Genomic DNA, 20,812 nt, shown 5'->3' on the forward strand with positions numbered 1-20,812 from the left:
CATGAAGTCGCCCGTCACCAGCAGATCGGCTCCGCCCCTCAGCGTCCGCGGCCTCACCAAGAGCTTCGGGTCCACACGGGCGGTGCGCGATGTCAGCTTCGACGTCCGGAGCGGGGAGGTCCACGCGCTCCTCGGTCACAACGGGTCCGGGAAGTCCACCCTGGTCAAGATGATCAGCGGGCTGGTCCGGCCGGACTCGGGAGGGTTCAACGTGGGTTCGGGAGCCGACGAGGTCCTCCGGATCGGCGTCGTCCACCAGGACCTCGCGCTGTGCGCTGACGCCACGGTGCTCGAGAACTGCTGCATGGGCGACGCCGTCGCCCGGCGGGGTCCGTTCGTCGACTGGGACCGGGAGCGGCGGACCTTGCTGCCGATCCTCGACTCGTTGGCCGCCCACTTCGGTCCGAGCACGATGGTCCGGGACCTCTCGCCGGCCAACCAGGCGGTGGTGGCGATCGCCCGCGCGCTCAAGCGTGGTGCCACCGGGGCCCCGCTGGACCTGCTGATCCTGGACGAGGCAACGGCCCGGCTGCGCGGGACGGACGCCGACATGGTGCTCGCCACCGCGCGCCGGGTCGCGGCTCAGGGCGGCGGGGTCCTGCTGGTCACCCACCACATGTCGGAGGTCCTCTCGGCGGCCGACCGGGCCACCGTGCTGGCCAGCGGTGCCGTGGTCGACACCGTCGAGGTCAGCAGCACCGACGAGGAGCAGCTGCTCCGCATGGTCAGCGGCCGTGACGTGACCGCGTTGCGGCGCACGCCGCCGCCCCCCAAGGCGACGGACCAGGCCCCGCTGCTGGTCCTGGACCGGGTGACGGGCGAGCAGGTCCACGACCTGTCGTTGGAGATCCGCGCGGGCGAGATCCTCGGAGTCACCGGCGCCACCGGTGCCGGTTTCGAGGAGTTGCCCTACCTGATCACCCGTCCGGATCGGTGTCACGACGGCACCATCCATCTCGGCGGGGTGCTCCTGCGCGGCCGCACGTACTCCGAGACCCGGAGCAGGGGGGTCGGGGTGGTCCCGGCCGACCGCCTCATCAACGGGGTGTACGTCGCGGCCTCCGTCCGCGAGAACCTGTCCCCCGTCGTGCGCCGCCACAACCGCGTCCTCGGCCTGGTCGCGAACCCGAAGGAGCGATCCTGGGCGCGTCGGACGGCCTCGGCGTTCCAGGTGAGAACCGCGGGCCCGGACGCTCCCATCGGCTCGCTGAGCGGAGGCAACCAGCAGAAGGTCCTGCTGGCCAGGGTCCTGGAGGATCGACCGAAGGTGTTGATCCTCCACGAGCCGACCCAGGGCGTCGACGAGCCGACCCGCCGGGCGTTGATCGAGATCGTCCGCGGCGCCGCGCGTGCGGGGACGGCCGTCCTCTACGTCTCCTGTGACGTCGACGAGGTCGCGGGAGCAGCTGACCGGGTGCTGGTCCTGCGCGACGGCCGCTGCGTGCACGAGTCGCCCGGCGGACTCGACCGCGCTGACGCGATCTACGCCGCCAGCTACCTCACGGGAACAACCACGCCATGAAACTACTGGTCCGCGGCGCCGAGGCTGTGCTCAGTCCCGGCGCCGCCGCGGACAGCGTGCTGATCGCGGAGGGCGTCATCACCGCCGTGGGAACCGGACTCGTCGCCGACGAGGAGACCGCCGTCGTCGACGCGCGCGGCGCCGTCGTCGTACCCGGACTGGTCAATACCCACCACCACATGTTCCAGTGCTTGACCCGGGTCCGGGGCCTGGACCAACCGCTGTTCGGCTGGCTCGACGAGCTCTGGCCACTGTTCGGGAGCCACGACGGCGACTGGCAAGAAGCTGCCACTGCCGTCGCGGTGGCCGAACTGCTGCTCTCCGGGTGCACCACGACGGTCGACCACCACTACCTGCCTCCGGGGCCTGGGGTGCGCGACCCGCTCGACGCCCAGGTCGAGGCTGCTCGCCGACTCGGCATCCGGCTCGTGAGCGCCGTCGGCAGCATGGACATCGACGACGCCCACGGTGGGCTGGCCCCTGCCGCGTTGTGCGAGCCGACCGACCGCTATCTCCACCGCTTGGCCGACCTGACCGAGCGTCACCACGACCCTGGGCCGGCCTCTCGGACCCGGATCGCCGTCGCACCTTGCCACCCCCTGGCGGTCACCCCGGCCCTGGTGCGAGAGGCGCACGCGTTCGCCCGCGATCAGGCCCTCGGCTTCCACACCCATCTGGCCGAGGCGGGCGACGAGGAGGCCGCCACCGTGAGCGCCACCGGCTTGCGCCCGGTCGAGCTGCTGGCGGAGTGGGGCGTGCTCGGTCCCGACACCTGGCTGGCGCACTGCGTTCACCTCGCTGACGACGACATCGAGGTCCTGGCCCGCACGGGCACCGCGGTCTCGCTCTGCCCCACCTCGAACCTGCGGCTGGGCTCGGGGATCAGCCGGATCCGCGAGCTCGTCGACGCGGGCGTCACCGTCTCCCTCGGTGTCGACGGGTCGGCGTCCAACGACGGCGGGAGTGCCCTGGCCGAGGCACGGCAGTTGCTGCTCGTCTCCCGGGCACACGGCGTCGAGCACGGGCTCACCGCCTCGGAGGCGCTCGCCGTGGCCACCAGCGGGGGCGCCGGGGCACTGCGCCGTCCCGACCTGGGCAGGATCGAGGTCGGCGCCCGTGCCGACCTCGTGGTCTTCGACATCTCAGGTCTCCACGCCGTGGGCACGGAGGCCGATCCGGTGGCCGGGTTGTTGCTCTCCCCGCCGGCCACGGCGCGACACGTCCTGGTCGAGGGCGAGCTCGTCGTGCGAGACCACGCCCTGGTGCACGCCGATCCCGCCGAGCTGGCGGCGCGGGCGCGCGAGGTGACGCGCTCCCTGCCGACCGGTTGAGTCGGCCGCAGTCGCGTTCAGACGCCCCGCATCTCCAGGACCTGGAGGGCGAGAAGGATCCGCAGCCGCAGTTGAGCGTCCGTGGTGAACGGACCGATCAGTGCCTCGATCCGGGTGATCTGGTAGCGCAGCGTGTTGTAGTGGAAGTGCAGCAGGCGCGCGCTCTCGGTGACGTTCATCCCGGTGTCCAGGAGCACCCTGAGGGTGCGCAGGAGGTCGTCGTGCTCGGGCGAGAGCTCGGTGACCAACGGTCCCAGGGCCTCGGCGGCGAAGGAGGAGAGCTCAGCCGGATCCTCGACCAGCGCGAGCAGGCGGTAGACGCCCAGGGCGTCGAAGGCCAGCACCGTCTTGTCCCCGCCGACCTTGCGGCCGATGGCCAGGGCACGGTGCGCGTGTTCGTAGGCGCGGGGTAGATCGCCGACCTTCTCTACGACTCTCGAGACGCCACCGAGAACAACCGGGACAGGGCCGCGGTGCGATCGTTCCGGGCCGCGTCCGCCACGCGACCGGCGAGCTCGGCCACCGTGTGGTGGTCACTCCCGGCCGGGACGGGGAGCAGCGCAACCGCTTCGTCGCTGAATCCCGCGACCGGGGCGGAGCGGTCGATCGTCTCGACGGCTCGCGTCCAGGCTCGGGTCAGTCGGGCATCGAGGTCGCGCAGGTCGGCGGTGGCCAGGCCGTCCTCGGCACGGCCGTCCGGCTGGGCGACCACCACCACGCGGGGGGCGCTCCAAGTCCCAGCCGAGGGAGTGGGCATGCGCCAGCGTGCGCTGCGGGGTGCCGGCACGCCCGGTCAGGACGTCACGGAGGAAGTCCGCGCGGTGCTTCGACTCCACGGCCGCGACCGCTTCGGCGCGGGTGATGACTAGGGCTGCGACGGGCGCGGCACGCTCGAGGAGGTGGCGATGCTCCTGCACTCGGGACCAGTCCTCGGTCACGACGACCAGGTGCCCGTGGCCGACACCGGCCGCCGCGATCCGTTCTGCCGCCAGGAACGGGGGCCGTCGACCGGGTCGCTCCGAACCTGACGGACCCTGCCGGCGTGGAAGTGCCCGTCCGCCCCGAAGCACTGCAGCCCGCGAACGCCGCCGCAGCAGCAAGGCGTCGCCCGCTTCCACCGCGATGTCGCCGACGCCACTCACCAGGACCGCTCCCCCGAGCAGGCGCGCGAGCCCCTCACACAGCAACTGGAGGTCACCGCCGGCGAGCACGATTCGAGGAGCGACCTCAGTGTCTCGTCGCTGCGGGTCAGCAGGTCCCTGTCGGTCTCGAGCACCGCCTCGAGGACCTGGCTGATGACGTCGTCGAAGGCCACCTCGGCAGGTAGCTCGATCACCGGCAGCCCGAGCCTGTCCGCCTCCTCGAGCATGTCGCTGGGAAGCACGTCGATGTACCGGTCGACCTTGACCGCGACGCCGGCCAACCCGGTGTGAGCGAGATCGGCGATCAGCTGAGCCCAGGTGTCCAGCTCCTGACGCAGCGCGTATCCCGTGGTGAGCAGCAGCTCGTCCGGCTTCACCCAGGCCGCGATGTCGGGCACCTCCATCACGTTGAGCCTGGTCACCCGTCGCCCGAGACCGGCTCTCCCGGCCACCACCGTGGCTCCGGCCAGGCAGGGCAGCGCCAGTACCGACTCGAGGTCGAGCCCGCGCACACGCGACGACGCCTTCGGCAAGAGCCACCTCTTTCGCGGGATCGGTCGACTTCGCGGGATCGATCGATGGCTTCAGCCCCGGATCGTAGGCGACCCGAGCGGCCGCGAAGCTCCCTGCCCATCCCCTGGCCCACCGTCACTCCGCGAACGGCGCCACGTGCTCGGTGGACACCGCAGCGGCAGGCCACCGCCAGAGGCGGGGTCCGTGGCCCCGGATGTGGCCACGGACCCGTTGCCGTCCACTGCGGACGGAGCCTCCGGCGCCCGGGCTAGCGGAGGTCCGCCTCGTCGAAGTCGTCGATGTTGTCGGTGTCGACGAGCACCGTCTCGATCGGGACCAGGTCCGGCAGGTCCTCGCCGTCGAGCATGTCGACGACCTTGGCCAGAGCCAGGGCGCCCCAGCGGTAGGGCCGCAGGGCGTAGGTCGCCTCGAGCGTCCCCTCCCGGATCGCGTCGAAGGCGTCCGGCTCACCATTGAAGCCCGTGACCGTCACGTCGTCGATCCGGTCCTGCTCGACGAGCGCCTGCAGGACCCCCATCGCCGTGTCGTCGGCGTTCACGTAGATGACGTCGAGGTCCGGCTCGGCGGCCAGTGCGTCCTGGGCGAGAGTCAGCCCCGGGTCGGCTCCGTCGGTCTCCGCGTTGGCCTCGAAGACGACCTCCATGCCGGGGCAGTCCGACTCGATGTACCCGGTGTAGCCGGCGTACATCTCGTTGACGTGGGACGCACCCGAGGGTCCCTTGATCATCGCGACGTGTGCCGCGCCTCCGGTGTGGACACACGTCCATGCGGCGATCTCGGCTCCGTAGGAGCCCCACTCGGCCCCGACGAACGACTCCTTGAGGTCGGTGTCGGCATCGCGCGCGAGCGACACGACCGGCACCCCGGCCGCGTCGGCGGCCTCATAGGCAGGGACCGACCCGACCTCGTCGACCGGCACGATCAAGAGGGCGTCGACGTCACGGTTCAGCAGCGAGTCGACGTCGTCGAGCTGTTGCACCACGTCCTCGTTGGCGTCGGTCTCGATGACCTCGACTCCCAGCTTCTCGGCCTCGGCCTTGATGCCGTCGTAGAGCTCGGAGTGGAATCCTCGGGTCGAGGTGACCATCGAGACGCCGATGACGTAGCCGTCGTCCTCGCCGCCACCGTCGGCACCGCTGGCGTTGGATCCGCCGCAGGCGGCGAGCGTGGCGCTGGCCACGAGTGCGCCGGCCGCGAGCAGGGTGCGCCTCAGGGGCTTCCCGATCAGTTGCATGGTGATCTCACTTTCTGGGCTGGACGGGCTCTTGCCCGAGCTCATGGGCTGCTGCGCCTGAACCGGGCGCACAGTCGTCGGCGGGTGTGACCCTCTCCGGGCCGGTGCCTGGGCGGTCGTCGGGGTCGGAGTCGCGCAGGCCCCGGTCGGGAGCCAGCACCAGTTCGGAGGGACCGGTGACCACGCCGACCTTCCTCCGCGTGAAGCGCAGGCCCCGGTCCTGGAGCGTCTCGGACAGCGCCGCGACGATGAACACCGTGCCGATCACGATCATCTGGAGTTCGCTGGCCACGTTGAGGAGGTTCAGCCCGTTCTGGATGACGGTGATCAGCGCTACGCCGACGGCGGTGCGCCAGACGGCCCCCCGGCCGCCGTACAGCGAGGTGCCGCCGAGCACCGCGGCCGCGATCGCGTAAAGCTCGAGGAGCTCACCGGAGAGCGGCTGGCCGGAGCGGACCCGGGCGGTGAGCGCCAGGCCGGCGACTGCGGCGAAGAGACCGGAGACCATGAACGCCGCCATTTGCACCCGGCTGACCTTGATGCCCGCGAGCCGCGCAGCCTTCGCGCTGCCGCCGACGGCGAACAGGCGCAGCCCGAGCGGAGTCACGTGCAGGATGTAGCTCGCGACGAGGAAGCAACCGATCAGCAGCACGACCGTCCAGGGCAGGCCGAAGAGGTCCCCGCGCCCGAACTCCGCGAGCCCGGCCGGCAGACCGGAGACCACCTTGCCGTCGGAGACGGTGAGGGCCAGGCCGCGAGCCAGCACCAGCGTGCCGAGGGTCGCGATGAACGGGTTGATGGCCAGGCCGCCGACGATCAGGCCGTTGACCAGGCCGAAGGTCAGGCCGGACAGCAGCGCGGCGCCCACTCCGAGCCAGATCGACCCGGTCTCGACCATGACCACGGCCGACACTACTCCGTGCAACGCCGTCTGGGACCCGATCGACAGGTCGAAGGCACCACCCACCATGACGATCGTGACCCCGAACGCCACGATGCCGAGGATCGCCATCTGGGTGAGGACGTTGGTGATATTGCGAGTGGTCAAGAAGGTGTCGGTCGTGATGCTCAACGCGACGATGAGCACCAGCAGCGTGACGGGGACGAAGGCGTGCTCGACTCTGACTCTCATGACGCCGGGTTCCTCAGCTTTCGTTCATGCCACGCCGGTGCGTGACGATGGGGGTCGAGACCTCGAGGACCGCGCCGGGAGTCGCGTCGCCCGGGAGCGAGGCGACCAGCCGGCCCTCGGTGAAGACGAGGATCACGTCGCCGAGCTGCGCCGCCTCCTGTTCGTCGGTGCACCGGGCGACGACGGCCTTGTTCGCGCCGACCAGGTCCCCAACCGCTCGGTAGACGTCCTCGCGAGCACCCACGTCGAGTCCGTTGGTCGGCTCCTCGAGGCCGAGCACACTGATGTCGGCCACGACCCAGCGACCGATCAGGGCCTTCTGCTGGTTGCCTCCCGAGAGCGACGAGATCGGGGCGTCGAGGCTGGCCGTGACGATGCCGAGCTGCTCGGCCACCTGGCGGGCCCGAGCATCGAGCCTGCGCCGCCGGATCGGGAGCCAGGACGGGCCGTCGATCGCCGCGATCACCATGTTGTCGAGCACCGACATGTCGGGGAAGACCCCCTCGTCCCGACGACTCTCGCCCACGAAACCCATCGCGCCCTGGGCGTCGGGATGAGAGATCCTCACCTCACCCCGGGCCCGCGCGGCGACCCCGCACAGTTGCCGGACGAAGTGGTTGGCGCCCGAGCCGGGCAGACCGGCCACCGTGGTGACCTCGCCGGCGCGCAGCTGGACGTCGACCGGCCCCTCGTAGCCGTCGCCGTCCAGCTCGTGGGTGGAGACCACGACCGCACGGTCCCGGGGAGAGACTCCGACGACCTCCTTGCGGCCGGAGCGCGCGTCGGCGACGAGGCCGACCAGCTCCTCCACCGAGCTCGACTCGGCCGAGAGGTCCGCGTGGATGGCACCGTCACGGAGCGCGGTCACCCGGCTCGCATGGGTCACGACCTCGTGCAACCGGTGCGTGACGACCAGGACACCCGCCCCGGCCTCTCTCACCGCGTGACAGACCCGGTAGACGCGCTCGGCGTCGTCGCGGCCCAGCGCCGCGGTCGGCTCGTCGAGGACGAGGAACCGCACGTCCTCGACGATCGCCCGGCAGATCGCGACCAGGGTGCGGTCGGCAAGGCTGAGGTTGCGCAGCCGCTCGCGAGGGTCGATGTCCGCACCGACGCGTCGCAGGACCCGCGAGGCGACCGCCACGGTGGCGGCGCGGTCGCGAACCGACCAGGGTCCGACACCGCGTCGCGGTGGACGGGCGATGACGATGTTGTCGGCGACGGAGAGCTCTTCGAAGCACTCCGGGTCCTGGTGGACGACACTGACGCCGGCGGATCGGGCCTGGGTCGGGCTCGCGAAGCCCGGCCGGCCGACCCCACCCAGCAGAACCTCCCCGCGATCGGGGCGGAGGTCACCGGCCAGGCACTTGACCAGGGTCGACTTGCCGGAGCCGTTCGGGCCGATCAGCGCCTGGATGGCTCCGGGCTGCAATGTCAGGTCGACACCGCGCAGCGCGCGGGTGGAACCGTACGACTTCACGATGCCACGCAGCGCGAGCGCGTCCTCTCGGGCCGGTCCGCCGGTCATGACTCGGTGATCCAGATCGCCTTGGCCGGACACGACAGCACCGCGTCCTCGACGTTGACGAGGTCAGCGGGGTCGATGTGCTCCTGCAGCACCACGACGAGGGACCGGTCATCGAGGTCGAAGTGCTCGGGGGCGGCCATCACACAGTTGGCGTAGCCCTGGCACTTGGTGAGGTCGGCGTTGATCTTCATGCTCACGTCCTGTCGAGGCCTAGATGTCATTCGATGTGACCGAACAGCCGCTCGGTGTCCTCGGGCGACCCGAATCGCCGGACGCGTCGCTCCAGGTCCTCGCGTAGCACCTCAGGCAGCCCCGGCATGGCGAGGATCCGCTCGGCGCCCTCGAGATCCTTCTTGTTCACGTTCAGGATCTGGTTCGCCTCCGCGACCGTGATCCCCGCGGCATTCCGCTCCAGGAGCCGCATGGTCTGCCCGGCGCAGACCGCGCCCTCCTCGAGCACCCGCAGCAGGTAGCCGGTGAACGACTCCTGCTGCACGAAGACGGCCATCTTGGCGACGCCGTACCGCGCCGCGATCTTGTAGCAGGGCGCCCGGGGCTGGGTCACCTGCACGACCGCCTCACCGATCGAGAAGACGTCTCCCAGGCACACCTGGCGCTCGGTCAGGCCGCTCATCGTGAAGTTCTCGCCGAAGGCCGCGGAAGCCGGCAGCTCCAGGCCGAGCCGCTCCTCCCAGTAGGCGTAGTGCTCGTACGGGTAGACGCAGACCGCCTTGTCCGGTCCGCCGTGGCCCTCGTAGACGTGCTCGTCGCCCGGGAAGCCGAGCCGGCCCAGTGGGAGCGGGGTCTCGACCGGAGTCTTGTGGAACCCGCTCACGATGACCCGGTCACCGTCCTCGATGGCCCCGACCCCCCCGACGTTCAACGACAGCAGCCGACCGTGGACCCGCTCCTCGCATGGGGGAGAACCGGCAATGACTCCAACAACCCGTGACGACATGGCGAGAAGTCAATAGACGATCCCCATGCCTGACCAGGACCAAGAACGCATGGATCGATTAGCAACGCTACTGAGTCGCTTCCGGATCTCGTGCGGCCCGTGGGTCATGATGTGCCCGTGGTCGACCTCCGGCAGCTTGAGTACTTCGCCGCACTCAGCGAAGAGGGCAGCTTCGTCAAGGCGGCCGCGCGGGAGCACATCACCCAGTCGGCGCTGAGCCAGCGGATCGCTCGCCTCGAGCGGGAGTGGGGTGTCGTGCTCTTCCACCGGGGCGTCCGCGGGGCCGAGCTGACCACGGACGGTGCCGAGCTGCTCGCCGGGGCCCGCGAGGTGCTCGCCGCGGTGACCGCCCTGCAGGCGCGGGCTGATGCCATGGCGCGGGGCGTCACGGCCGAGCTGCGGGTCGGGTCCGCGACCTACGGCATCCGATCTCGGGGACGTCAGCAGGCGGTCGCGGAGTTCGCCGTCCGACACCCCGACGTGGAGGTGCGGTTCACGAACTCCTGGAGCCCGCAGCTGCTTCGCATGCTCCTCGACGGCGAGGTGGACCTGGCGTTCGCCATGCTCGCCCCTCCGGAGGAACGACTCGAGTTCATGGTGGTGGAGGACCAGCCTGCTCAGCTCCTTGTCCCGGAGCAGCACCGGCTGGCAACCCACCGCCAGGTCACCTTGGCCGACCTGGCGGGCGAACGGGTGCTGCTGCACCCCCCCTCGATCAACACTTGGATGTTCGAGGCCATGGCGAGAGCCCTCTCGGAGCACGGCGCGATCGTCGCGGAGCTGGGAGAGACCTCCCACCCTGGCATCATCGAACAGGTCCGGGCCGGCCTCGGTCTCTTCCCGGCCGTCGCGTGGGAGATGGACTTCATCAACCCGGCGGAGCTGGCCGGGCTGGCGGTGGTCCCGACCTCGGGTGAGGAAGGTCTGCGGTACCGACTGTGGTTGGCGCGGCGGAGGGCCGGGCGGACCGCGCAGATCGACGCCTTCTGGGAGGCCGCGCGTCGAGCCTGCGGCAACGCGTAGCCGTGCTGGCCGGGCACGGTCCGCGGCCGAGACACGCCGCGGACGGACACCCGGGTCGAGGAGCGGAGGGTCGGTATGCGGCAGCCCCCAGGCCGGCCACCCTACGATGTGGGCGTGACCGCGCCGCAGCCCCTCACCCATCTGCCCCGGGCCGACCTCGAGGCCGTCCGTGCCGAACAGCAGCGGGCCTACGACGCACTCGTCTCATCCGGGCTCAGCCTGGATCTGACCCGCGGCAAGCCGTCGGCCGAGCAGCTCGACCTCGCCGACGCGCTGCTCACCTTCCCGACGAGGACGACCACGCCGGACGGCGTGGACGCCCGCAACTACGGCGGCCTGGCCGGCGTCACCGCGTTGCGCGCGATGTTCGCCGAGCTGCTCGGACTCGAGGCGGACCAACTGTCGGCTCAGGGCAACTCGAGCCTGACGCTGATGAAGGACGTGCTGACCTACCTGTGGCTGCGCGGCGGCGTCGACTCCGAACGCCCGTGGGGCCAAGAGCAGAAGGTCCGCTTCGTCTGCCCGGTGCCGGGTTACGACCGTCACTTCGCGCTGCTGGAGTGGTTCGGTATCGAGATGCTCCCGGTGCCGATGGCCGAGCACGGTCCCGACGCCGACGCCGTCGCCGCCCTCGTGGCCGCCGACCCCACGGTCAAGGGCATGTGGCTCGTCCCGACGTACTCCAACCCCACCGGACACGTGACGACGCAGGAGGTGGCCGAGCGCCTCGCCTCCATGCCGACCGCCGCCCCGGACTTCAAGCTCTTCTGGGACAACGCGTACGCGCTGCACCACCTGTCGAGCGAGGAGACCAAGAGCGCCGACATCGTCACGCTCGCCGCCGTCGCGGGGCATCCACACCGGCCGGTCGTCTTCGCCTCGACGTCGAAGATCACCCACGCCGGCGCTGGGGTCGCCTTCGTCGGTGGCTCGCGGGAGACCGTCGCTTGGTTCCACGAGAACCTCGGGCTCGGCTCGATCGGCCCGGACAAGGTCAACCAGCTGCGACATCTGGAGTTCTTCGGCAGCGCGCAGGGGGTGCGCGACCACATGGCCAAGCACCGGGCTCTGCTGGCCCCGAAGTTCGCGGAGGTGGACCGGATCCTCGGCGAGCGGCTCGGCGGCCTCGGGATCGCGCAGTGGACCCACCCGCAGGGGGGCTACTTCGTGAGCCTCGACGTGCTGCCGGGCACCGCTGCCCGGGTCATCGAGCTCGCGAAGGCAACCGGCGTCGCGCTGACGCCGGCCGGCTCGGCGTACCCGTACCGCGACGACCCGGCCGACACGAACATCCGGCTGGCCCCGTCGTTCCCCACCCTCGAGGAGATCACGGAGGCGATGGAAGCCGTCACGGTCTGCGTGCTGCTCGCCGCCTCAGAGAAGCTTCTCGGCTGAGCCGCGCACCACGCGATGCGCGCTCTCCACGCCCTGCCGAAGGCGCACCTGCACCTGCACTTCACCGGGTCCATGCGGCACTCGACGCTGCTCGAGCTCGCGCGGCGCGATGGCATCGCACTTCCCGACCAGCTCGTGGAGGACTGGCCACCGCAGCTCTCGGCGGCCGACGAGAAGGGCTGGTTCCGCTTCCAGCGGCTCTACGACGTCGCCCGGTCGGTGCTGCGCACGGAGGGCGACGTACGCCGGCTGGTGCTCGAGGCCGCCGAGGACGACGTCCGCGACGGCGGCCGGTGGCTGGAGATCCAGGTGGACCCCAGTGGGTACGCCGCGCGCTTCGGCGGCATCACGGCCTTCACCGACCTGGTCCTCGACGCCGTCCGGGAGGCCGAGCGGGCCACCGGCCTCGGCATCGCCGTGGTGATCGCGGCCAACCGCACCCGGCACCCCCTCGACGCCCGGACGCTCGCGCGCCTGGCCGCGCAGTACGCCGGCCGGGGCGTGGTCGGCTTCGGGCTCTCCAACGACGAGCGTCGCGGCAGCACCGCCGACTTCGCTCCGGCCTTCCGGCTCGCCGAGCGGGCCGGGCTGCTGCTCGTCCCGCACGGCGGCGAGCTCCGCGGTCCCGAGCACGTCCGCCTGTGCCTGGACGCCCTGCACGCCGAGCGTCTGGGCCACGGGATCCGGTCGGCGGAGGACCCGGCGCTGCTGGACCGCATCGTCGCGGCGGGCGTCGCTCTCGAGGTGTGCCCGGTCTCCAACGTCGCGCTCGGGGTGTACTCCGACCTGACCTCGGTGCCGCTGCCCACGCTGCTCGCGGCGGGCGCGACCGTCGCGCTGGGCGCCGACGACCCGCTCCTGTTCGGCTCCCGGCTGGCCGGGCAGTACGCCACGATGCGCGCGGCCCACGAGCTCACCGACACCACGCTGGCCGAGCTGGCCCGGATGTCGGTGCGCGCCTCCCGCGCTCCCGACGACGTCCGGTCGCGTGTCCTCGCCGACATCGACGCCTGGCTCGCCGCGGACCCTGCGACGATGGGGCCATGAGCGACCCGAACCAGCCCGGCGAGCCGTACCAGCAGCCCTCGCAGCAGCCCTACCAGCAGCAGCCTTACGGGCCGGGGCCCGGGCAGTCGCCGTACAGCTGGACGCCCAAGCCCCCGGAGCACCCGTCGGCGACGACGGCGATGGTGCTGGGGATCATCGGCCTCGTCGGCATCCTCGTGTGCGGCGGCCTCACGCTCGTGGTCTCGCCGTTCGCCTGGGTGATCGGCGGCCGAGCGGCTGCGGGAGATCGACGCGGAGCCGGGCCGTTACAGCGGCCGCGAGATGGCCTCCGCCGGCCGGGTGATGGGCATCGTCGGCACCGGCCTGCTGGTCGTGGGTGTCGTCGTCGGGCTCGCCTTCCTGAGCCTCGTGGTGGGCGTCGCCACCTCCAGCCCCTAGCTTGGGCGCGAGTCAGAGCTCGCAGCCGACCAGCACCGGCTCGTTGACGAGCCGGATCCCGAACCGCGCCTCGACCCCGTCGCGGACCTCGCGGGCGAGCCGCAGCAGGTCCGCGGTCCTGGCGCCGCCGCGGTTCGTCAGTGCCAGCGTGTGCTTGCCGGACAGCGTCACCGGGCTCGCGCCGTACCCCTTGGCGAAGCCGGCCCGCTCGATCAGCCAGGCAGCGCTGGTCTTCACCTGACCGTCGGGCTGGGGCCACGCCGGCGCGCCGTCCGGTACGGCGTCCGCCGGGACGACCGGGTTGGTGAAGAACGAGCCCGCGCTCCACGTGTCGTGGTCAGCGGCGTCGAGCACCATGCCCTTCCCGCGGCGCAGCTCGAGCACGGCGCGGCGCACGTCGAGCGACGACGCCCGACCGCCGACCTCGACCCCGAGGGTGCGGGCCAGCTCGGCGTACGCGATCGGGCCGCCCAGCGCACCGAGGCCCAGCTGGAACGTCACCGACAGCACGACGTGCCGCCCACCCCAGGGGTCGACCCGGTCGACCTTGAAGCGCGAGGTGCGGTAGCCGAAGCGACAGTCGGCGGTGGCGAAGGTGCGGACGCCACGCAGGGTGCGGTCCCAAACCCGCACCCGCGCGATGGTCTGGCTCACCTCCTGGCCGTAGGCCCCGATGTTCTGGACCGGACTCGCCCCGACCGAGCCGGGGATGCCCGAGAGGGCCTCGATGCCGGACCACTCCCGCTCGACCGCGAGCTCGACCAGGGCGTCCCAGCTCTCGCCGGCGGCGACCGTCGCCATCACACCCCCGCAGGAGGCGCCCGCCTCCTCGTCGGTGGTGACGCCGCGGGTCGCGACCTCGACGACGGTGCCGGCGAAGCCCTCGTCGGCGACGACCAGGTTGCTCCCCCCGCCCAGGACCAGGACCGGCTCGCCGGCCCCGTCGGCTTCGCTCACGGCCGTGACGAGCTCGTCCTCGGTGGTCGCGCGCACCCAGCGGGCGGCCGGGCCACCGAGCCGCAGCGTGGTGTGGTCGGCGAGGTCAGGCACGAACGACGGCCTTCGGCATGCCCAGCACCTTCTGGCCCGCGCAGGTCACCGTGAGCCGCACCGTCGTCACCCCGTCGCCCGCCTCGGCCTCACCGGCGACCTCGATGTCGACGCCGCCCTCGGCCGGCACCACCACAGGGTTGGTGAACTTGCAGCCCAGACTGACGACCTCGGCGCCCGGGAACCACTCCGAGACCGCCCGGGCGGCGAGCGCCATCGTGTACATCCCGTGGGCGATCACCCCGGGCAACCCGACGCTGCGGGCCACCGTCTCGTCCTGGTGGATGGGGTTGTGGTCGCCGCTCGCTGCGGCGTAGGCGGCCAGGTCGGCGCGCGTGATCGTGAACGTCCGGGTCGGCAGGCTCATGCGTCGGCCGCCCGGTGCACGAGGGTGGCGCTGGTCGAGCAGACCAGCGCACCCGTCTCGTCGGTGACCTCGCTGGTGGTGCCGATGATGTCGTTGCCGGCGATCTGGCGCAGGCCGCTCACGGTGAGGGTCGCGACCAGCACGTCACCGGGGACGACGGGGCGCTCGTAGCTGAACCGCTGCTCGCCGTGCACGATCCGGTGCAGCTCGATCGCCTCGGTCTCGAGGAAGGCGTTCATCGCCTCGAACGCGAGCACGATCGGGTACGTCGCCGGGGCCGGGCCGCCGTCGTACGCGCCGCCGATGGCGGCCACGAAGCTCCGGACGTGCTCCTCGGTCACCGCATAGGGTCGCGTGGGTGGGAACACGCGGCCGACGAGCGACGGGTCGACAGGCATGGCGTCAACCTAGCCGGTGGCTGCTCGTGCTCGCGCTGGTGCTCTCCCTGGCGGTCAGCGCCGGATGCACCACGTCGAGCCCCCCGTCCCCGGACCACGACGACCAGCGCGCCGGCTGCGGCCCGCTCACCTACGAGAAGGTCCGCGGCCGGCCGCCGGCGTACCTCGACACCCCGGCCCTCGACCGGTTCCGCAACGACCACGCGGTCTGCGCCGGCGTCTGGGTGCGGGCCGGGCGGGGCTTCGTGCCGCAGGGCGTGGTCGTCGGCGCCCGGGCGGCCTGGGTCAGCGGCTTCGACGGCGACGCACCGCTGCACCACCGCTACTGCGCGATCGCGCAGGTCGACCTCCGCACCGGCCGGACCCTGGCCCGCCTCGACCCGGTCACCGGGCGGGTCGGCGACCGGGACCCGGTGACCTGCCGGCACGGCGGGGGTCTCGTCCAGGACTCCCACGGGCTGTGGCTGGTCGAGACGAGCCGGCTGTGGCTGCTCGAGCCGGGGACCTTGGACGTCGTACGCGTCTGGGCGCTGGCGCCTCCGCTGCGCGGGTCGTTCGCGCTCCTCGACGGCGGTGGCCGGCTCGGCATCGGGCGGTGGTACCCGCACCGCCCCGGACAGGTCGACTGGTTCGACACCGACGACCTGGTGGCCTCCGGTGCCCTCGACGTCGCGCTGGCGACGGCGCAGCGGTCCACGCCGGCGCCGCGCGGGACCCAGGGCGCGGTGTGGGGAGCACTGGGCGGGGGCCGGCCCGGTGCGTGGTTCGTGCAGTCGGTCACCCGCTGCGGCGTGCTGGTCGGCCCGGAGGGCACCCGTCGCCGCGGGTTCGTGCCGGGCGCCGAGGGGATGGCCCTCGCCGGCAGGAACGGGCTGTGGGTGGTCAGCGAGTCGGGCGCCGAGCACTATCAGGGGCTGGGCGGGCGGCCCGTCGTCCCGACACTGGTGCGCCTCGACCTCTCCGACTTCGCCGCGTGGCGCCGCCCCGGCTGCAGCGTCTGAGCCCGGCCGGCCGAGCCGACGCAGCCGAGGCCGAAATGGACGACGACCCGCCCGAGGGTCTCGGGCGGGTCGAGGTCGAAGGTCGCGTCAGCGGGTCTCGCGGTGCGCGGTGTGCTTGCGGCAGCGCGGGCAGAACTTCGCGAGCTCCATGCGGTCGGGGTCGTTGCGACGGTTCTTCTTCGTGATGTAGTTGCGCTCCTTGCATTCCACGCACGCGAGCGTGATCTTGGGGCGAACATCAGAGCTCTTGCTGGCCACGGGTTGTCCTTCGAAGTCGGTGCTGGTGTCGCTGTCCTGGTCGGTCGCAGTAGCGGGGGCGGGACTCGAACCCGCGACACCACGATTATGAGCCGTGTGCTCTAACCACCTGAGCTACCCCGCCACAAGGGCACGGCTGCGCGGTCCAGAGTAACCCGACCACCCAACGTCCTGCCCAGAGCCCCTTTACGGAATCGAACCGTAGACCTTCTCCTTACCATGGAGACGCTCTGCCGACTGAGCTAAAGGGGCAACGACGCTGAACAATACACAGGGGGACGGGTGATCGAAAAATCGGCTCAGCCGGTCAGTTTCTACCGGCGGAGCGACCTTCGCCCGGGCGATTCGGGCGAGGCACTCGAGGCGTTCGAGTCGCTGCCGACGACCGCTGGGCCCTGGTCACCGGGCGCCCAGCACGGCGGTCCGCCGGCCGCCCTGCTCGCCCGGGCGGTCGAGCGGCTCCCGGCGGCCGACCACGGCCGGATCGGCCGGTTCACGATGGAGCTGCTCGGCCCGGTGCCGGTCGGGCCGGTCGCGGTCAGCGCGCGCGTGGTCCGGCCCGGGCGGTCGGTGCAGCTGGCGGCCGCCGAGCTGCACGACCTCGCCCGCGACCGGGTCGCCGCCACCGCCGCAGCCTGGCTCTTCCCGCGGACCCCGGGGCCGGGTGTGGGCCCCGGCCCACTGCCGCACACGCCGGCCGACGGCGCCGAGCACCCGCGCCCGCCGGCCTGGCACGGCGGCTACCTCGACGCGATCGAGTGGCGGTGGGTGAGCGGCGGGCTCGAGGTCCCCGGCACCGGGGTGGTGTGGATGCGACCACCGGCCCTCGTCGAGGGCGAGCCGCTCAGCCCGGTGCAGCGGCTGCTGGCGTGCGTCGACTCGGCGTCGGGGGCGAGCGCGGCCCTCGACGTGCGCGAGTGGGGCTTCTTGAACACCGAGCTGACCGTGCACGTGCTGCGTGAGCCGGCGGGCGAGTGGGTGTGCCTGGACGCCGAGACCACCCTGTCCGACGGATCGGTCGGGGTCGCCACGTCCGCGGCGTACGACGAGCGCGGCCTGGTCGCCCGGTCGGCGCAGGCGCTGCTCGTCGTACCCCGCTCGGTCAGTCGGTGATCCGCGGCCAGGGCGCCGCCTCCTCGAGCTCGTAGGCGAGCTCGAGGAGCGTGGCCTCCCAGCCGGCGCCGGCCGAGAGCTGCATCCCCTGCGGCATCCCGGTCGAGGCGGTCGCGAGCGGCAGCGAGACCGCCGGGTCGCCGGTCGCGTTCTGCCACGGCGTGAACGCCACCCATTCGAGGATCCGGTCCATGACCGTCTCGAAGTCGTTGGTCGGGTCGAGGTGCCCGACCAGCGGGGTCGGCGCCGCGAGCGTCGGGGTGAGCGCGACGTCGTAGCGGCGGTGGAAGTCGGCGGAGACCCGGGACAGCCGGCGCAGCCGGGCGATCGCACCGGGCAGCCGGTGGATGCGCCGCCGGCAGTGGCGGTCCAGCCCGAGGGTGAGGTTGTCGAGGCGGGTGGGGTCCCACGACGGCCCGGCCTGCCGCCGGCCGGCGCGCACGATCGTCATCGCCAGCATCGACCAGTAGAGGAGGAAGTCCTCGGGCACCGTGGCCGGCGCCGGGTGCTCGACCTGCTCGACCTCGTGGCCCAGGTCCTCCAACAGCCGAGCGGTCTTGAGCGTGAGGTCGACGATCTCGGGGGTCGCCGTGCGGCCGATCCCGCCGGTGTGCACGGCGATCCGCAGCCGGGCGCGGCCCGGCCGGGTGACGTCCCCGATCGGGGGCAGGGACAGGGCCCGGTAGACGTGCTCGGCCTCGCGCAGGAAGGCGGCGGTGTCGCGCACCGAGCGGGTGAGCACCCCGTCGGCCACGATCCGCACCGGCATCCGCCGGGTCAGCCGGTCCTGGGCCAGCCGATCGCGCGTCGGCTTGAGCCCGACCAGCCCGTTGACGGCCGCCGGGATCCGGATCGAGCCGCCGCCGTCGTTGCCGTGGGCGATCGGTACGGCGCCGCCCGCCACCAGCGCCGCCGTACCGGCCGAGGAGGCACCGGCGGTGCGGGCGGTGTCCCACGGCGAGCGGACCGGGCCGAGGCGCGGGTGCTCGGCCGAGGGGCTGAAGCCGAACTCGGACAGCTGGGTCTTCCCGAGCGGGACCAGCCCGGTCGCGAGGAACATCCGGGCGAAGTCACCGTCGTGCTGGACCGGGCGGGCACGGTAGGCGTCACAGCCCTGCTGGGTGGGCATCCGCGCGACGTCGACGTTGTCCTTGAGGAAGGTCGGCACCCCGGCGAAGAAGCCGCCGCGCGGGTCCCGGGCCTCGGCCCGGGCCCGGTCGTAGGCGACGTAGGCGAGCGCGCCCAGCTCGGGCTGGAGCCGCTCGGTGCGTGCGATGGCGGCGTCGATCGCCTCGCGGATCGACACCCGGCCCTCCTGGAAGGCCTCGACGAGACCGACCGCGTCCAGGGTGCCGAGGGCGTCGCCGCCGAAGGCGTGTACTCGGGTCACGGATCAGAACGTAGTGGTTGGCCCGGCGGGCGCGTGGCTCGGTCAGGCCTGAGCGGCCAGCCGGCTGTCGATCGCCACCGGGCTCAGCACCTGGTCGAGCGCCAGCGCCGCGCAGCCGACGACGCCGGCGCGGGCGCCGTGGGTGGCGGGCAGGAACTGGAGGTCCCGCGTCGCCAGCGGCGCGGCACGCCGGTAGACGCTCTCGCGGACCCCGGCGAGGTAGAAGTCGAAGGCGGCCCCCATGTCGCCGCCGATGACGACCGCGGCGGGGTTGAGCAGGTTGATCGCCACGGCGAGCACCTCGCCGAGCTCCCGGCCGCTGTCGCGCAGCAGCCCGCGGGCGGCGGAGTCGCCCTGGAGGGCGAGGGCCACCAGCTCGCGCACGTGGCCGACCGGATGCCCGGCCTCGGCCATCTTCGCCACCAGCGACCAGCCGCCGGCGATCGTCTCCAGGCAGCCGACCGCGCCGCAGCGGCACGGCAGGTCGCCGGCGGCGTCGACCTTGGTGTGCCCGATCTCGCCCGCGGCGCCGAGGTGCCCGCTGAGCACCCGGCCGCCCGCGATGATCCCGAGGCCCAGCCCGGTCGAGGCCTTCACGACGAGCACATCGCCCAGGTCGCCCGCGCCGCCCAGGAGCTCGGAGCGGGCCAGCACGTCGGCGTCGTTGCCGACGAACAGCGGCGCCTGGGCGAGGTCGGAGAAGTACGGCGCGAGCGGCACGCCGTCCCACCCGGACATGACCGGTGAGCCGATGCTGACGCCCCGGGCCCGGTCGAGGGTGCCGGGCAGGCTGAGCCCGATGCCGAGGACCGGCGGCTCGATGCCCGCGAGCAGGCCCCGGAACCGGTCGGCGACGTCGGCCATCAGCTCGTCGGGGCCGACGCCCACCTCGTGGTCGCGCGAGTCGGCGGACAGCTCCTGGCCGTCGAGGTCGGCCACGGCGAGCTGGCTGCGGGAGCGGCCGATCGCGGCCGCGAGGACCACGCCGGCGTTGTTGTTGAACACCAGGGCGCCCGGCGGCCGGCCGCCGGTCGAGGCGAGCTCCTCGCCGAGGAGCAGCAGCCCGGCCGAGGTCAGCGAGCTGACCCGGGCCGTGACCGCGGTCCGCGACAGCCCGGTCAGGGCGCGCAGCTGGGAGCGGGTGCTGGCACGTCCGGTGCGGACGAGCTCGAGCAGCTCGCCGGCGGTGGCCGGCGCAACGGTCTCGCGGTTCTCGGCCAACTGGGTCACGGGGCTGAGCATAAACCGCCGTACTTCGACCCTGGAAAGACCGAGAGGGGCTCGTACTGACCCGAACCTCGCCCCGACCACGACCGCCCGGCGACGCGGCCGGCCGCGCACCTGACGCATCGGTCCTCCCAGGCCCGGTCGGGAGCAGATCCGTCAGGTACGCCGGCGGTGACAGCCCACCAGGTGCGGGTCGAAGACGCCGATCGCCTCCATCAGCGCGAACATCGTGGTCGGGCCGACGAAGGCGAAGCCGCGCTTCTTCAGGCCCTTGGAGAGGGCGATCGACTCCGCGGAGGTCGTCGCCATCTCGGCGGTGTCGTGCCAGGCGGGCGGGTCGGCCGGGGCGAAGGACAGGACGAACGCCTCCAGTCCCTCGCTCTCCCGCAGGGCGAGGGTCGCGCGGGCGTTGGTGAGAGCGGCCTCGATCTTCAGCCGGTTGCGGACGATCCGCGGCTCCTGCATCAGCCGCTCGACGTCGGCGGCGTCGAAGGCCGCCACCGCGTCGGCATCGAAGTCGTGGAACACCTCGCGGAACGCCGGTCGCTTGTTGAGGATCGTCGACCAGGACAGCCCCGACTGGAAGGCCTCGAGCGTCAGCCGCTCGAGGTACGCCGCCTCCCCGTGGACCCGCTCCCCCCACTCGGTGTCGTGGTAGTCACGCATCACCCCGGGCGCACCGCCCCACGGGCAGCGGGTCACCCCGTCCTCGCCGGTCACCGGTCCCATGCCGATCATCCAATCGCACCGCGCCGACAGCAGG

Annotated in this window: 22 protein-coding genes and 2 tRNA genes; 7 read left to right on the forward strand and 17 right to left on the reverse strand. The window is 72.4% G+C overall.

The window, feature by feature from the left end; genetic code table 11:
* Position 1: 1 nt before the first annotated feature.
* On the forward strand, positions 2 to 1,522 hold the full coding sequence (locus QMC84_RS05965; RefSeq protein WP_300372807.1) for a sugar ABC transporter ATP-binding protein: 1,521 nt from the start codon (positions 2 to 4) through the stop codon (positions 1,520 to 1,522).
* Positions 1,519 to 2,853, forward strand: a complete 1,335-nt coding sequence (locus QMC84_RS05970) for an amidohydrolase family protein (RefSeq protein WP_300372809.1) — start codon at positions 1,519 to 1,521, stop codon at positions 2,851 to 2,853. The genes QMC84_RS05965 and QMC84_RS05970 overlap by 4 nt, the downstream gene beginning before the upstream one ends.
* Positions 2,854 to 2,870: 17 nt before the next feature.
* On the opposite strand, the gene QMC84_RS05975 is transcribed toward QMC84_RS05970, so the two are convergent.
* The 8 genes from QMC84_RS05975 to QMC84_RS06010 form a co-directional block, all read right to left on the reverse strand.
* Entirely contained in the window at positions 2,871 to 3,197 is a 327-nt protein-coding gene (locus QMC84_RS05975; RefSeq protein WP_300372811.1) for a helix-turn-helix domain-containing protein, read from the reverse strand.
* A gap of 83 nt (positions 3,198 to 3,280) precedes the next feature.
* Positions 3,281 to 3,610, reverse strand: a complete 330-nt coding sequence (locus QMC84_RS05980) for a hypothetical protein (protein WP_300372814.1) — start codon at positions 3,608 to 3,610, stop codon at positions 3,281 to 3,283.
* A gap of 381 nt (positions 3,611 to 3,991) precedes the next feature.
* On the reverse strand, positions 3,992 to 4,528 hold the full coding sequence (locus QMC84_RS05985) for a PucR family transcriptional regulator ligand-binding domain-containing protein (protein ID WP_300372816.1): 537 nt from the start codon (positions 4,526 to 4,528) through the stop codon (positions 3,992 to 3,994).
* A gap of 248 nt (positions 4,529 to 4,776) precedes the next feature.
* Positions 4,777 to 5,763, reverse strand: a complete 987-nt coding sequence (locus QMC84_RS05990) for a substrate-binding domain-containing protein (RefSeq protein ID WP_300372818.1) — start codon at positions 5,761 to 5,763, stop codon at positions 4,777 to 4,779.
* Positions 5,764 to 5,770: 7 nt separating this feature from the next.
* On the reverse strand, positions 5,771 to 6,895 hold the full coding sequence (locus QMC84_RS05995; protein ID WP_300372820.1) for an ABC transporter permease: 1,125 nt from the start codon (positions 6,893 to 6,895) through the stop codon (positions 5,771 to 5,773).
* A 13-nt stretch (positions 6,896 to 6,908) separates the two neighbouring features.
* Positions 6,909 to 8,423 carry a sugar ABC transporter ATP-binding protein gene (locus tag QMC84_RS06000; protein WP_300372823.1) on the reverse strand — a complete coding sequence of 505 codons (1,515 nt, stop codon included), beginning with the start codon at positions 8,421 to 8,423 and terminating at the stop codon, positions 6,909 to 6,911.
* Positions 8,420 to 8,614 (reverse strand): ferredoxin, encoded by a 195-nt coding sequence (locus QMC84_RS06005; RefSeq protein ID WP_300372825.1) that lies wholly within the window; start codon positions 8,612 to 8,614, stop codon positions 8,420 to 8,422. Before QMC84_RS06005 ends, QMC84_RS06000 begins: the two co-directional genes overlap by 4 nt.
* A 26-nt stretch (positions 8,615 to 8,640) precedes the next feature.
* On the reverse strand, positions 8,641 to 9,306 hold the full coding sequence (locus QMC84_RS06010; protein WP_300372827.1) for an MOSC domain-containing protein: 666 nt from the start codon (positions 9,304 to 9,306) through the stop codon (positions 8,641 to 8,643).
* Between the two features lie 192 nt (positions 9,307 to 9,498).
* Here QMC84_RS06010 and QMC84_RS06015 point away from each other — a divergent pair, with 192 nt between their 5' ends.
* From QMC84_RS06015 to QMC84_RS06025, 3 genes are all read left to right on the forward strand, one after another.
* The gene (locus QMC84_RS06015) at positions 9,499 to 10,404 is read left to right on the forward strand and encodes a LysR family transcriptional regulator (RefSeq protein ID WP_300372829.1); all 906 of its coding nucleotides are present in this window, start codon (positions 9,499 to 9,501) and stop codon (positions 10,402 to 10,404) included.
* Positions 10,405 to 10,518: 114 nt separating this feature from the next.
* Positions 10,519 to 11,799, forward strand: coding sequence for an aminotransferase class I/II-fold pyridoxal phosphate-dependent enzyme (locus QMC84_RS06020; protein ID WP_300372831.1), 1,281 nt, complete (start codon positions 10,519 to 10,521; stop codon positions 11,797 to 11,799).
* A gap of 15 nt (positions 11,800 to 11,814) precedes the next feature.
* Positions 11,815 to 12,846 carry an adenosine deaminase gene (locus tag QMC84_RS06025; protein ID WP_300372833.1) on the forward strand — a complete coding sequence of 344 codons (1,032 nt, stop codon included), beginning with the start codon at positions 11,815 to 11,817 and terminating at the stop codon, positions 12,844 to 12,846.
* Positions 12,847 to 13,257: 411 nt separating this feature from the next.
* On the opposite strand, the gene QMC84_RS06030 is transcribed toward QMC84_RS06025, so the two are convergent.
* The 3 genes from QMC84_RS06030 to QMC84_RS06040 are packed head-to-tail and all read right to left on the reverse strand — an operon-like array spanning position 13,258 to position 15,060.
* The gene (locus QMC84_RS06030) at positions 13,258 to 14,295 is read right to left on the reverse strand and encodes a UDP-N-acetylmuramate dehydrogenase (protein WP_300372835.1); all 1,038 of its coding nucleotides are present in this window, start codon (positions 14,293 to 14,295) and stop codon (positions 13,258 to 13,260) included.
* Positions 14,288 to 14,662: a MaoC/PaaZ C-terminal domain-containing protein gene (locus tag QMC84_RS06035; protein WP_300372837.1), complete on the reverse strand. Its 375-nt coding sequence runs from the start codon at positions 14,660 to 14,662 to the stop codon at positions 14,288 to 14,290. Before QMC84_RS06035 ends, QMC84_RS06030 begins: the two co-directional genes overlap by 8 nt.
* A complete protein-coding gene (locus QMC84_RS06040) occupies positions 14,659 to 15,060 on the reverse strand; it encodes a MaoC family dehydratase N-terminal domain-containing protein (RefSeq protein WP_300372839.1) in 402 nt (133 codons plus the stop codon). Before QMC84_RS06040 ends, QMC84_RS06035 begins: the two co-directional genes overlap by 4 nt.
* Positions 15,061 to 15,086: 26 nt before the next feature.
* On the opposite strand from QMC84_RS06040, the gene QMC84_RS06045 reads away from it, so the two are divergent.
* Positions 15,087 to 16,061 (forward strand): hypothetical protein, encoded by a 975-nt coding sequence (locus QMC84_RS06045; protein WP_300372841.1) that lies wholly within the window; start codon positions 15,087 to 15,089, stop codon positions 16,059 to 16,061.
* An 87-nt stretch (positions 16,062 to 16,148) separates the two neighbouring features.
* Here QMC84_RS06045 and rpmG read toward each other — a convergent pair whose 3' ends face one another.
* From rpmG to QMC84_RS06060, 3 genes are all read right to left on the reverse strand, one after another.
* Complete coding sequence (gene rpmG, locus QMC84_RS06050; protein WP_300372843.1) at positions 16,149 to 16,319, reverse strand: 50S ribosomal protein L33; 171 nt, start codon at positions 16,317 to 16,319, stop codon at positions 16,149 to 16,151.
* Between the two features lie 50 nt (positions 16,320 to 16,369).
* Positions 16,370 to 16,443, reverse strand: a tRNA-Met gene (locus QMC84_RS06055).
* Positions 16,444 to 16,498: 55 nt separating this feature from the next.
* A tRNA-Thr gene (locus tag QMC84_RS06060) sits at positions 16,499 to 16,571 on the reverse strand.
* 30 nt (positions 16,572 to 16,601) lie between these two features.
* Here QMC84_RS06060 and QMC84_RS06065 point away from each other — a divergent pair.
* Positions 16,602 to 17,432, forward strand: a complete 831-nt coding sequence (locus tag QMC84_RS06065) for a thioesterase family protein (RefSeq protein ID WP_300372846.1) — start codon at positions 16,602 to 16,604, stop codon at positions 17,430 to 17,432.
* On the opposite strand, the gene QMC84_RS06070 is transcribed toward QMC84_RS06065, so the two are convergent.
* From QMC84_RS06070 to QMC84_RS06080, 3 genes are all read right to left on the reverse strand, one after another.
* On the reverse strand, positions 17,422 to 18,822 hold the full coding sequence (locus tag QMC84_RS06070; RefSeq protein WP_300372848.1) for an amidase: 1,401 nt from the start codon (positions 18,820 to 18,822) through the stop codon (positions 17,422 to 17,424). The genes QMC84_RS06065 and QMC84_RS06070 overlap by 11 nt on opposite strands.
* 42 nt (positions 18,823 to 18,864) lie before the next feature.
* Entirely contained in the window at positions 18,865 to 20,052 is a 1,188-nt protein-coding gene (locus tag QMC84_RS06075) for an ROK family protein (protein ID WP_300372850.1), read from the reverse strand.
* A 153-nt stretch (positions 20,053 to 20,205) separates the two neighbouring features.
* Positions 20,206 to 20,778: a DNA-3-methyladenine glycosylase I gene (locus tag QMC84_RS06080; protein WP_300372852.1), complete on the reverse strand. Its 573-nt coding sequence runs from the start codon at positions 20,776 to 20,778 to the stop codon at positions 20,206 to 20,208.
* Between the last annotated feature and the right edge of the window lie 34 nt (positions 20,779 to 20,812).

Origin of the sequence: Nocardioides sp. (assembly GCF_030019515.1) — a bacterium.
Taxonomy (GTDB): domain Bacteria; phylum Actinomycetota; class Actinomycetes; order Propionibacteriales; family Nocardioidaceae; genus Nocardioides.